Raw genomic sequence first — 12,730 nt, 5'->3', positions numbered from 1 at the left:
TCAGTCGCACTTGGTCATACTCGCTACCTGCAAAAAAACATAAAAAAATGCGCTAAGGAACCAGTCCATTAGCGCATCTACTTTCGGCCGATTTAAATCGGTTAATTGTTTGATATTAAATAATATCTACTCTTTAGATTTATCTTTAGCTGACTTAGCTACCTTGTCATCAACATCGGCAAACTGGCCTTTTAATGCGTCGCGGCCTTCCTTAGTAAACAGCTTGCCTGAAAACTGCTTCAGTTCGATCAACAATTCCTGATGCACTTTAGACAATTTAGGCCTTTGCTCTTCCCTAAACACAATCGGCCGACACAGCGCCATGGCTTGATATCCAAGGCGCGCTGTTAACATGCCGCCCCCTAAGCCTTGGGCCAAGCGAGCAGACAATTTACCTGTCATTTCAACCGATAACAGCTGTGTCCCTAAATCGGTAACTAACTCACTGGTGCCCGCATAAATAATATTAATGATGATACTGCGGATAAGTTTAATTCGGCTCCAATAACCTAGCTCTATGCCATAACAGCGGGCGACATCACGCAGCATACGTTGATTACGCCAAAGGATGATTGCCATATCGAGCACAGCTAACGGACTGGCCGCCAGTAGCACTGCCGACTCAGCCGCATAGCGTCGCACGACTTTTTTGGCCAGTTCATCTCGCTCCGTCAGCACTAAGTCCTCGAATAACAAGACTTTCTCGGCATCATTATGTTCATCTTTTAATGAGCGACGCAGTTGCTGCAAACCTTGGCTGTCGCCATAGTGGCACACTATGTTATCGATAAAGCTGTCTGCCTCACCCATTTGCATGCTCTGCGTCAGCCTAGCGCCTGTTTCTTGGGTATCGGCGACCTGTTTGAGTCGCTTCAGTTTGCGGTACTCACTAAACGCCCCCGCCAATGCCCACGCACTGACGACCCCAAGCACCACGCCATAAAAACTAAACAACCAAGGGCTCTCAAGCCAGGCATCCCTCAATCCTAATCCTGTTTGAACCACTACGAGCAGCAATAAACTCGTTACCGCCAGACGAGCGAGCCAAGACCAACGGCGTGATTTTACAAGTTGAGGCGATACCGATTTAGCATCGATCATTTTTGGATGGGCAGACAGCGTTTCATCCATCAATTCCTCAATATTAGCAGCCACTTCTTGCACTGGTGTATGCGGATCAAAGGCTTTCGCCCCTTTGAGCTCCTCTTTGCTGGATTTGAGCTCCACGACTTGTGAGTCAAACAGCTGCTGCTTTTTCAGCGGCTTATGTTCAACTGAGTGTGCAAATGAGTTCGCAGAAGAATTAGAAGCCTGCTCATTAGCGTTCTCCGATAGCTTTAACGTCATTCCAACTTATCTCCCAGTAAGTACTGCAGCAAATGATCGAGACGAATATGGTCAAAGTGCACTTGAGATGGGTCAACATTGGCATTGATCGGCGGTGCAAAGCCGACAAAGTTAAACCCTTGGTCACGCCAAAAATCAGGCTCAGGTAAGCGAGTGGGCACTTCGCCTGGAAACAAGGTCAGGGCTTTACCATTGAGTCCCGTCCCCTGCACGACTTCGACCTCGCCCTCTTGGGTCGTTACCATGCCATGGCGAGTCGCTTTGATGGCGCTAATCGCCATCGTCTCCACTTTACAACCATCGAAACTGGCAAAATGCTGGCTGTGTTTCAACATATCGGTCAACAGTGACAAAACATGGCTCTGCTGATCGCGGGTCACATGGTCAACCTTGCTCGCAGCAAACAATAAACGATCGATACGGGGAGAAAATAAACGCCGTAAATAACTCGATTGGCCAAACTGAAAGCTTTCCATAATGGCATTAAGCGCCGCGCCCATATCCTCAAATTGCTTTTTACCGCGATTCAACGCACTAAAACAGTCAACGAGCACGAGTTGCCGATCAAAACCGGCAAAGTGATTTTTATAGAAAGGCTTAACCACTTTAGCCACGTATTCTTGATAGCGTTTTTCCAGTACATGGAATCCACTGTGTTTATCGCTTTGCGAAAGCGCTGCGAACTTTTCATCATTAACTAATAACAGGGGGAAAAAAGCTAATAAGGGAGCGCCCTGCCATTCACCCGGTAATAACATGCGTCCAGGCTGCGCTTGGTAATAACCTTGCACGTGCACTAAATCATTGAGTAATAACTGATATTGATCGGCAATCCGCTTTAATTGCTGCTCATCGGCGCTAGCGGCTAAATCTAATGACATCAAAGATTGTTCAAACTCGGCATACAAGGGAGAGCTTTTAAGATTCTCGATGCGAACTTGTTGAGCACGGCACCAAGTAACGAAGTCTTGGCGCAGCATAGGTAAATCGAGTAGCCATTCGCCGGGGTAATCGACTATGTCCAAATACAGTGTGGCGGTATCAGAAAACTTGGCCAATAAGCCCTTTTGCGGTCGGTATTTAATCGCCAGTCGTAATTCAGAAATAGTGTTAGTGGAGGCTGGCCATGTAGCAGGATCAGAAGTGAGCGCTAACATGGCGCCTTGATAATCAAAACTGGCGATTTCCAGATCCGGCTGCATGGCACGCTTAACCCCGAGCAAACGCTGATCGCGGCTCACCTGCCACAGTGGCAAAGCGCTGTTGTTGCGGGCGTGGGGTAAGGTTGAGACAGGACCAGAATTAAGTAACTGATTGACTAACCCTGTGATAAACGCGGTTTTTCCCGCACCAGAAAGCCCAGTCACGGCCAAACGTAAATGCCGGTCCGCGGTGCGATGTAACAGGGATTGTCCCTTTTGGGTTAATTTATGGAGCGAGGCATCAAGCATTCCCATAGAGACTTCCCTTATGTCGAATGATGTTAACTTATGTCAAGTGATCTTGACTATACACTGGAGTGAAACAGAGATTAAGCAACAAGGGCGGACATGGCCGCCCTTTAGAAGGGTTACAAACTATTGATTTGTCTTTTTAAATCAAAGTTGTCAGAGGTGACGTGACGTTCTAAATTTTGTAGCCTGACTTCCAGACTTCGAAATTGACGACTCACGTCGCTCAGCGCTTGCTTTGCGGGTTCTCCCGACTGCCACGGCTTCTTCTTCACCTCGATATCGTCTCTATCGTAATGCTTTTGCTGCTTGATGTCTAAAATCACCCATAAAGCGACATAGATGATAAACACTACACCAGAGCCGCCGAGTAAGAAGATAGACACCGCCAGTACTCGCACTAACCAAGTTTCAATCGCAAAGTACTCGGCAATCCCTGCACATACACCCGCTATTTTGCCTGACTGGGGAATGCGGTACAAAGTACGGCCATTAGATCCTCTCATGTTTCCCCCTCCATTCGGGCGATTCTGTATCCAGAATGGCCTCTAAGGTCTCGATACGCGCCGCCATTTTATCGGCCTTGGATATCAAGTCATTGAGTTGTGAAAACTCTTCCTCAGTGAGTCCCTGGCTCACTTGTCGCTTACTGCGATAATGAAGAACTAACCATATTGGCGCGACTATCACCATGAAAATAATAATCGGCGCCATTAGCACGTCCATATCCATAACTCACCTCTGAATTGTTATTCTTTTGACTTAGTTGGCGCTTTACCTTTTACCTTGGCTTTTAGCGCTGCCAGTTCTGCATTCACAGAATCTTCCGCTTCTAGCGCCGCAAACTCATCGGCTAAGGTTTTTTTGCTGCCAAGATCGTAAGATTCAACTTGGGCTTCTAAGCCTTCGACGCGGCGCTCATATTGCTCAAACTTGAGCATAGCGTTGTCGATCTTGCTTGAATCTAACTGCTTTTTCACTTCTAAGCGTGATGACGCTGTTTGAGTGCGCAAAATAATGGTCTTTTGGCGCGCTTTTGCATCGAGCAGCTTTTCTTGCAACATGCCCACTTCATCTTTCAAGCGTGCGATATGTTCATCGATAACGGCTAACTCTTGATTCAGCGTGTCTGCTAAACCGGTCGCTTTTTGTTTTTCAACTAAAGCGGCTTTCGCTAAGTCTTCACGGTCTTTGGACAGTGCCAGTTCAGCCTTATCTTGCCAATCTTGCACTTGCTCTAACACGCGGTTGATACGACGTTGCAGCTCTTTCTTTTCAGCTAACACTTTAGCTGAGGTAGAACGTACTTCAACGAGTGTGTCTTCCATTTCTTGGATAATCAGTCGAACCATTTTTTCTGGGTCTTCGGCTTTATCCAGCAATGCGCTGATATTAGAGTTAATGATATCGGCGAAACGAGAGAAAATTCCCATAATCCTATCCTCAAATTAATGTTGGTCTCGTATAAGGTAATACACTAACCGTGCCAACTTTTACTTCTTATTTAAATACAGCATCTTAAACAAAATTTTAACTTTTACTTCCTTTTACGCTTCAAGCCACTTATTATCATTTTCACCAAATTTTAGCGCGAAAGACTAAAAAATATCGTGGATAATAAATTTCAGCAAGACAACCTTATCGGTCAATCCAACGCCCTACTCGAAGTGTTAGAACATGTGTCGCAAATAGCGCCGCTGTCTAAACCCGTACTGATTATTGGTGAACGTGGCACAGGTAAAGAGCTTATTGCCGAACGCTTACATTATCTGTCTAAGCGCTGGGATCAAAGTTTTATTAAGCTAAACTGTTCATCTTTGAGTGAAAATTTACTCGAGAGCGAATTATTTGGCCATGAGTCAGGTGCCTTTACTGGCGCCAAAGGCAAACACGAAGGTCGCTTTGAGCGCGCCGACGGCGGCACCTTATTCCTCGACGAATTAGCCAATACCTCAGGACTTATCCAAGAGAAGCTTCTGCGTGTTATTGAATATGGCGAATTTGAACGAGTCGGCGGCAGTAAAACCGTGCAGGCTGATGTTCGTCTAATCTGCGCCGCCAACGAAGATTTACCATCACTTGCTGACGCAGGCGAATTTCGTGCCGACTTGCTCGATAGACTCGCCTTCGACGTGATCACTCTGCCACCGCTGCGTTGCCGCCCAGAAGACATAATGACGCTGGCGGAATACTTTGCCGTTGGCATGGCCCGCCAGTTAAAACTGCAACTGTTCAGCGGATTCAGCGCCCATGCGGTCGAGCAACTAATGACCCACGACTGGCCAGGCAATATCCGTGAACTTAAAAACGTGGTCGAGCGCAGCGTTTATCGTAATGGTGGTGAAAATCGGCCCATCGACCATATCACCCTCGATCCCTTTGCTTCTCCCTATAGACCTAAAACTCGGATCAAGACCCGCGAACGTCAAATCACCTCAGTCGCACCAACAACCCTTGCCAGCACGCCGCAATCTGCGCCGATACTTGAGGCTGAAGTACCAGCCAATACTGAGTCTTCAGTGAATAGCTTTAATTTTCCGCTGGATTTTAAAGAGCAAACTGAGAAATACGAAATGGATCTGATTCAGCAGGCGCTCTCAAGCAGCCAATACAACCAAAAGAAAACCGCCGACATGCTCGGATTAAGCTACCACCAACTGCGTGGCATCCTTAAAAAATACAATTTACTTGATAAAGCATAAGCAGATTGCCCATGGGGGAGATGCACTGCTAAAATAGCCGTTCATAGTCGATAAAATAATGATTTATAAATGAGTGTGCTAATTAGACGCCTGTGCCTAACAACTGCAGTTTCTTGTATGAGTTGGTTGTTGGTCGCGTGTGGCCCCCAACGACTCCCTTCCGGTTTGGTGTATTGCTCCGAAGGGAACCCTGAGTCTTTTAATCCACAATTGGTGACGTCTGGCACGACAATCGATGCCACCTCGCACCAAATTTATAGTCGCTTAGTGGATTATGATACCCAGTCAGGCAAGCTTGTCCCTGCCTTGGCGACGAGTTGGGCTATGTCCGATGATGGCTTAAGCTATCGCTTCACCCTCAGGGAAAACGTGCAGTTCCAGCATTCGAAGCGGTTTACCCCGACACGGCCCTTCAATGCCGACGATGTGTTGTTCTCCTTTAAGCGTATTATCGATACCCAGCATCCTTATCATTTTGTCTCCCGCACGGGTTATCCCTTCTTCCAAAGTATTGGCTTTTCTGAACAAGTTAAAGGGATAGAAAAGATAAACGATCATGAAGTGGTCTTTTATTTAACCCGCAAAGACGCTTCTTTTCTGTCAAATCTGGCCACCGACTTTGCGGTGATCTTATCCGATGAATATGCGCAGCAGCAGTTAGCCTTGGGTCATCCTGAAAACGTCGACCACTATGCCATTGGCACTGGGCCGTTCACTTTAGTTCAGTACGCGAAAAACGAATATATTCGCTATCGTCGTCATCCTGACTTTTGGGGCGAACCAGCAAAAATCGATATGTTGGTATTTGATATCACGCCAAAAAGTACCGTCAGACTCGCAAAACTTATCGCGGGGGATTGCAGTGTATCTGCGCTGCCCAAAGCGGGTGAGCTGCCCGTTATCAAGCAACATGAAGAATTGAATATTGAGTCACAACCTGGACTCAACGTAGCATTTTGGGCCTTTAATACGCAAAAGCCGCCCCTGAATGATGTCCGAGTACGCCGCGCACTGGCCTATGCGGTCGATAAACAAAATATCCTGCGGGCGGTTTATCAAAATACCGCCATTGAAGCCACAGGCGTTCTGCCGCCAGCGTCTTGGGCCTACGACAATAACAAAGGGCTTGTGGATTACAATCCGCAAAAAGCGCGCGACCTCTTAAAAGAAGCAGGCATTAAAAATCTCAGTATCGATATTTGGGCTATGCCAGTTGCCCGCGCCTATAACCCCAATGCGTTAAAAACGGCCGAATTAATTCAATCGGATCTGGCCAACATAGGCGTCAAAGTGAATATCGTCAGTTACGACTGGAGCGTGTTTAGTCAGCGGCTCAGCCGCGACGACTATGATTCAGTGCTGATTGGCTGGAATGCCGATAACAGCGATCCGGATAACTTCTTTACTCCACTGCTAAGCTGCGCGGCGATGCAGTCGAACAACAATCGTTCGCGCTGGTGTAACCCTGAGTTTGATGCCATCTTAGATAGTGCAAGGGAAGTGTCAGATCAGGGCGAACGTAAAGTGATTTATCAGCAAGCAGAAGCCTTTTTGGCCGAACAAGTACCTATGTTGAGCCTAGCCCATGCCAAGCGTGTGGCGTTAACTCGTAGTGATATCAAGGATATGCAACTCACGCCTTTTGGCGGTATTTCCTTCGCCCACACTAGCCAAGCACAAGAGGAGGCGAATTAATGTTTAAATACCTACTGCGCCGCCTCAATTTGTTTCTGGCCACTTCGTTAGTCATGGTAGGTGTCTTATTTTACGCTACCGGCTTGTTTCCGGTGGACCGCACCCACGCACTCACTGGCATACATATACCGACGGCGAGTCAACTGGTTCAAATCGAACAAGACTACAAATTAGATAAAAACCAAGCGTGGCAATTTATCGCTTATCTACAACAAAGGCTTAGCGGTAATTTAGGCATTTCAGTCACCTCACATCAAGAAGTGGCCGAAGAGCTCAGCGCTGTCCTACCCGCCTCCTTCGAACTTGCTGTGATGGCGGCCATTATCGCGATTTGCTTTGGTGTGCCCTTAGGTGTGCTTGCTTCCCAGAGCCAACATAAGCTCACCCAAAATACCATTATGGCGATCACGCTAACGGGCTACTCTGTGCCCGTGTTCTGGTTAGGTCTTTATCTTTCGCTCTGGTTTGGCGTCGATCTTGGTTGGTTACCGATTTCGGGACAAATCAATTTGTTATATGAAATCAAACCTGTCACTGGCTTTATGTTGGTAGATACCCTGTTGTCAGAGTCTGAATACGGCATGTCGGCATTTAAAGATGCGCTGCTGCACATCATTTTGCCTGCCACGACACTGGCCGTGTTACCTTTTACTGTGGTGGTTCGCAGCACTCGTTCGGCGATGATGAATGTAATGAATCAAACCTTTATCCGCGCCGCCGAAGCCAGAGGCATGCATACAAGTACAATTATACTGCGCCATGCACTACCCAATGCATTGATCCCTGTGCTTAAACATTTAGGACTCATGCTTGGCTCATTTGCCAGTTATGCCATAGTGGTCGAAATGATTTTCTCATGGCCTGGCGTGGGTTCTTGGTTGGTTTCAGGGATTTACCAACGGGACTACACTGTCATCCAAGGTGGTATTTTGGCCGTAGCCCTATTGATTATCTTCCTAAGTATCTTGATTGAAGTGCTGCATACAGTCTTTAATCCACTGAGCAGAAAAGACCTTTATGCCACCAGTTAAAATTTATCAAGAAGATCAAATTGCCTCCCCGACTATGCGGGTTTGGCTTAACTTTTCAGCTAATCCTTTCGCCTTGGCAGGTCTGTGGACGATTGCATTCCTACTCTTGCTAACGCTATTTGGCCCTATGATTGCGCCCTTTCCGCCAGAGGCACAAGATCCAAGAGCCTTGCTATTGCCGCCCTCTTGGGATCCCTCAGGCACAGTGGCACACTTTTTAGGCACAGACGATTTAGGCCGCGATATCTTCAGCCGATTATTACACGGCGCGCACTTGACCTTTGGTATGGCGCTGCTCATTGTTGTCACCGCGTTATTCACAGGCTTTATTATAGGCTCACTGTCAGGCATGATGCGGGGCTTAAAATCCAGTATTCTCGGGCACTTACTCGATGCATTGTTATCAATCCCTTCATTATTGATGGCCATTTTAGTGGTGGCGGTAATGGGGCCAGGGCTTGAAAATGTGTTCTGGGCCGTCGGAATTGCCTTAACCCCGCAATTTGTGCGCTCGATACACCAGTCAGTGCATGAAGAGTTACAAAAAGAATACGTCACAGCGGCGCGTTTAGATGGCGCGAACTCAATGCAAATTTTTTGGTATGTCATCATGCCAAACGTGTGGGAAGTGGTGATCATTCAAACCACGCTTGCCATTTCTGCCGCCATTTTAGATATCGCCGCCCTCGGTTTTTTAAGCTTGGGCGCGCAGGCACCAAGCCCAGAATGGGGCGCTATGGTCGCCCAAGGTATGGATAATTTATTAACGGCGCCTTGGGCTGTAACTATCCCGGGCTTAGCGATTCTTTTCAGTGTGCTTTCCATTAACTTGGTTGGCGATGGCCTACGGTCGGCGCTTGCGCCCATCAGAAACTAACTTATGCCTTTACTCGACGTACGAAATCTCACGATTGAACTCGATACGCCCCACGGTAGAGTGCGGGCGCTCGAAAAAGTCAGCTTAACGCTCAATGCGGGCGAAATTCATGGCCTAGTCGGTGAGTCAGGCTCTGGACGAAGTTTGTTAGTCAGAGCGATTCTTGGGATCCCAGGTCCAAACTGGACCATCACAGCCGATCGCATGATGTGGGATGGCAATAACTTGATGGCCATGAGCTCAAAAGAGCGCCGCAATCTGATGGGTTCAGACATGGCGATGATCTTCCAAGATCCATCGGGCAGCTTAGATCCGGCGCAAACCGTCGGCAGTCAGCTGATGCAAGCTATGCCTAAGAATCCCAACGCCTATTTTTGGCAACGGCGTCGACATGCACGGCTGACAGCGCAAAAATGGCTGCATAAAGTCGGGATTAAAAATCCTCGACAGGTCATGTCTAGCTATGCGTGGGAATTATCCGAAGGCGAATGCCAAAAAGTGATGATTGCGATGGCGGTTGCAAACCAGCCTCGCCTCTTGATTGCCGACGAACCCACAAGCTCAATGGAACTCAGCACTCAAGCGCAGATATTCAGATTATTATCTCAATTAAATCAATTACAAAACGTATCGATTCTATTGATCAGCCACGAGCTTGAAACCTTAGCCCAATGGTGCGATCACTTATCCGTGCTCTATTGCGGTCAAGTTATGGAATCAGGGCCGACGGACGAAGTGATTAAGCAGCCTTATCATCCTTACACTAAGGCGCTGCTTGACAATATGCCCGACTATTCAGGCTCAGGTGGACATAAGGCAATTATGCCCACCCTTCCTGGGTCTGCGCCCGCCTTACAGCATTTGCCAATCGGTTGCCGTTTAGGACCTCGTTGCCCTGAAGCCCAAAAAAAATGCGTTAATCAGCCAAATTTAAGTCATATTAAAGACCGCTATTTTGCCTGTCATTTCCCTTATCACGGCGAAACCCACAATGACGACCCCACTGCTTAAAGTTAACGATCTTTATAAAAGATACGATACCGGTTATAGGGGCTTTTCCCGCCAATATAACGATGCATTAGCGCCTGTATCCTTCGAGCTCCAACGCGGCGAAACCTTAGCCATAGTGGGTGAAGCAGGTTCGGGTAAGAGCACCTTAGCCCGCATTTTAGTCGGTGCAGAGCCCCGCAGCGGTGGCGAGATTTTTTTCGAAGGTGAAGCCTTAGACAGCCGCGATATTAAGCAAAGATGCCGCTTGATTCGAATGATTTTCCAAGATCCGAATACCTCACTAAACCCGCGTTTGACAATTGGCCAGTTGCTCGATGAGCCGCTGCGTTTTAATACCAAAATGTCGGCGCAATCGCGGCACACCCAAGTGGTCGACACATTACGCAAAGTGGGCTTATTACCTGAGCATGCTGAGTTTTATCCGCACATGATTTCCGAAGGCCAGAAACAGCGCGTTGCGGTAGCGCGAGCCTTAATGCTCAATCCTAAAATTATTATTGCCGACGAAGCCTTGACCGCGCTTGACCTTTCAGTACGCTCACAAATTCTTAATTTGCTGCTGAAACTGCAAAAAGACCTCGGCTTGTCATATATCTTCGTATCCCATAATCTCAATATTATTCGCCATGTTAGCGATAAAATTATGGTGCTGCACAAAGGTGTAATGGTCGAGAAAGCGCCTACAGAACAGATATTTAACTCGCCACAACATGAATATACCCAGAGGTTGATCCAAGAGCAAAGTCTGTTTGTCCATAAACGTTAAACTGCTCCAACCACTTAAATAATCAGGTGAATTGGCTAAAAATAGGTGCCATTTACCCGCCGAAATATTTATCCTATTGGTCATTTTGATAGAAGAAGCTTAAACATGATTATCAAACCAAAAATTCGTGGATTCATTTGTACCACTACACACCCAGTCGGTTGTGAAGCAAACGTTCAAGAACAAATCACGCTAACCAAAGCTAAAGGTAAAATTGCTAACGGCCCGAAAAAGGTATTAGTGGTTGGTTCATCAAGCGGTTACGGTCTGTCTTCACGTATCGCCGCCGCTTTCGGTAGCGATGCCGCAACGATTGGCGTGTTCTTCGAAAAGCCAGGTACTGAAACGAAACCAGGTACTGCGGGTTGGTACAACTCTGCCGCTTTCGACAAATTTGCTAAAGCTGAAGGCTTATATTCTAAGAGCATTAACTGCGATGCCTTTAGCCATGAAGCAAAACAAAAAGTGATCGAACTTATTAAGCAAGATCTCGGTGAAATCGACATGGTCGTTTACTCACTGGCATCACCTGTGCGCAAACTGCCAGATTCTGGTGAACTTATCCGTTCTGCATTAAAACCAATCGGTGAAACTTACACTGCGACTGCGGTTGATACCAATAAAGATTGCATCATTGAAGCCACCGTTGAGCCAGCAACTGAGCAAGAAATTGCCGATACAGTAACGGTTATGGGCGGCGAAGATTGGGAACTGTGGATCAAAGCCTTATCTGAAGCCGGTGTATTAGCGGATAACTGCAAAACCGTAGCCTATAGCTATATCGGTACTGAACTGACGTGGCCAATCTACTGGCACGGCGCCCTTGGCAAGGCCAAGATGGATTTAGACCGCGCAGCAAAAGCCTTAAATGAGCAATTGTCAGCCACTGGTGGCAGCGCTAATGTCGCGGTACTGAAGAGCGTTGTGACTCAAGCGAGTTCGGCTATTCCAGTCATGCCTTTGTATATCGCTATGGTATTCAAGAAAATGCGTCAGGAAGGTCTGCATGAAGGTTGTATGGAGCAAATCTATCGCATGTTCAGTGAGCGTCTATTCCGCGCCGATGGTGCTAAGCCAGAAACCGACAGCGACAATCGCATCCGTTTAGACGATTGGGAACTGCGTGAAGATATTCAGCAACACTGCCGTAATCTGTGGCCACAAGTGACCACAGAAAACTTGTCAGAATTAACGGATTACCGTGAATACAAAGCTGAATTTATTAAATTATTCGGCTTTGGTATCGAAGGTATTGATTACGATGCCGACGTTAACCCATACGTTGAGTTTGACGTTATCGAGCTCTAATCGACTGCGATAGCTAGTCACTGCTTATCACAACGTTAAACGCCACTTTTTAGTGGCGTTTTTATTTGCAACGCCCGAACTAAGATGCGCTACACTAGCTTTCACCAATCACTCCCTAATAATCCCTCAATAAGGAAAGACGATGAAAATTAGCGCAAGAAATACGCTCAGCGGTACGATCAAATTCATAGAAATGGGCGCGGTAAACAATGAAGTGACGATCGAACTTGCACCCGGAGTCGTATTGACCTCTGTGGTGACTAAAGCGTCCTGTGAGCGCCTAGGTCTTAAAGTGGGGGATTCGGCTTATGCACTTATCAAAGCCAGCAGCGTGATGATAGGCGTTGATGACTAGCCCGACTGTAACGCTGCGCTTGATGTTATGGCGTATTGAGTCTGACTGTGTTGCAGTAGCTTATTCCCTTCAAACTCATCGACATACTTCATCGCATTGTGTCCCGTCCTAAGATAGGTTGACAGTTTTTAGGCCAGCTCCAGTAGCTGGCCTTTTCTATTGTGCACCTGATTAGGGGTTGCCATAT

The 12,730-nt window shown here is 47.2% G+C and carries 13 protein-coding genes; 8 read left to right on the top strand and 5 right to left on the bottom strand.

Features of this window, described 5'->3' with window-relative positions; all coding sequences use genetic code 11:
• Positions 1 to 126 precede the first annotated feature (126 nt).
• The 5 genes from Q4Q50_RS20635 to pspA all read right to left on the bottom strand — a co-directional run bounded on the left by Q4Q50_RS20635 (position 127) and on the right by pspA (position 4,231).
• Positions 127 to 1,347, bottom strand: coding sequence for a TIGR01620 family protein (locus tag Q4Q50_RS20635; RefSeq protein ID WP_311900905.1), 1,221 nt, complete (start codon positions 1,345 to 1,347; stop codon positions 127 to 129).
• Positions 1,344 to 2,804, bottom strand: a complete 1,461-nt coding sequence (locus tag Q4Q50_RS20630; RefSeq protein WP_311900904.1) for a YcjX family GTP-binding protein — start codon at positions 2,802 to 2,804, stop codon at positions 1,344 to 1,346. Before Q4Q50_RS20630 ends, Q4Q50_RS20635 begins: the two co-directional genes overlap by 4 nt.
• Positions 2,805 to 2,917: 113 nt before the next feature.
• On the bottom strand, positions 2,918 to 3,304 hold the full coding sequence (pspC, locus tag Q4Q50_RS20625) for an envelope stress response membrane protein PspC (protein WP_311900902.1): 387 nt from the start codon (positions 3,302 to 3,304) through the stop codon (positions 2,918 to 2,920).
• Entirely contained in the window at positions 3,291 to 3,530 is a 240-nt protein-coding gene (pspB, locus tag Q4Q50_RS20620; RefSeq protein ID WP_006081138.1) for an envelope stress response membrane protein PspB, read from the bottom strand. The genes pspC and pspB overlap by 14 nt, the downstream gene beginning before the upstream one ends.
• Before the next feature lie 17 nt (positions 3,531 to 3,547).
• Complete coding sequence (gene pspA / locus Q4Q50_RS20615; RefSeq protein WP_006081137.1) at positions 3,548 to 4,231, bottom strand: phage shock protein PspA; 684 nt, start codon at positions 4,229 to 4,231, stop codon at positions 3,548 to 3,550.
• 177 nt (positions 4,232 to 4,408) lie between these two features.
• Here pspA and pspF point away from each other — a divergent pair, with 177 nt between their 5' ends.
• From pspF to Q4Q50_RS20575, 8 genes are all read left to right on the top strand, one after another.
• Entirely contained in the window at positions 4,409 to 5,500 is a 1,092-nt protein-coding gene (gene pspF, locus Q4Q50_RS20610; RefSeq protein ID WP_311900901.1) for a phage shock protein operon transcriptional activator, read from the top strand.
• Between the two features lie 69 nt (positions 5,501 to 5,569).
• The gene (sapA, locus tag Q4Q50_RS20605) at positions 5,570 to 7,195 is read left to right on the top strand and encodes an ABC transporter substrate-binding protein SapA (protein WP_311900900.1); all 1,626 of its coding nucleotides are present in this window, start codon (positions 5,570 to 5,572) and stop codon (positions 7,193 to 7,195) included.
• Positions 7,195 to 8,226: an ABC transporter permease gene (locus tag Q4Q50_RS20600; protein ID WP_311900899.1), complete on the top strand. Its 1,032-nt coding sequence runs from the start codon at positions 7,195 to 7,197 to the stop codon at positions 8,224 to 8,226. The genes sapA and Q4Q50_RS20600 overlap by 1 nt, the downstream gene beginning before the upstream one ends.
• The gene (locus tag Q4Q50_RS20595; protein WP_006081133.1) at positions 8,213 to 9,103 is read left to right on the top strand and encodes an ABC transporter permease subunit; all 891 of its coding nucleotides are present in this window, start codon (positions 8,213 to 8,215) and stop codon (positions 9,101 to 9,103) included. The genes Q4Q50_RS20600 and Q4Q50_RS20595 overlap by 14 nt, the downstream gene beginning before the upstream one ends.
• A 3-nt stretch (positions 9,104 to 9,106) precedes the next feature.
• Positions 9,107 to 10,114: a peptide ABC transporter ATP-binding protein gene (locus Q4Q50_RS20590; RefSeq protein WP_311900898.1), complete on the top strand. Its 1,008-nt coding sequence runs from the start codon at positions 9,107 to 9,109 to the stop codon at positions 10,112 to 10,114.
• Positions 10,095 to 10,880, top strand: a complete 786-nt coding sequence (locus Q4Q50_RS20585; protein ID WP_006085370.1) for a peptide ABC transporter ATP-binding protein — start codon at positions 10,095 to 10,097, stop codon at positions 10,878 to 10,880. Before Q4Q50_RS20590 ends, Q4Q50_RS20585 begins: the two co-directional genes overlap by 20 nt.
• Positions 10,881 to 10,985: 105 nt before the next feature.
• Complete coding sequence (gene fabV, locus Q4Q50_RS20580; protein WP_011846466.1) at positions 10,986 to 12,188, top strand: enoyl-ACP reductase FabV; 1,203 nt, start codon at positions 10,986 to 10,988, stop codon at positions 12,186 to 12,188.
• 142 nt (positions 12,189 to 12,330) lie between these two features.
• Complete coding sequence (locus Q4Q50_RS20575) at positions 12,331 to 12,543, top strand: TOBE domain-containing protein (protein ID WP_311900896.1); 213 nt, start codon at positions 12,331 to 12,333, stop codon at positions 12,541 to 12,543.
• Positions 12,544 to 12,730: the final 187 nt, after the last annotated feature.

Source organism: Shewanella scandinavica (assembly GCF_031932065.1).
Lineage (GTDB): Bacteria > Pseudomonadota > Gammaproteobacteria > Enterobacterales > Shewanellaceae > Shewanella > Shewanella baltica.
The sequence above is the reverse complement of the archived record's forward strand: the minus strand, read 5'-3'. Positions and strand labels throughout refer to the sequence as shown.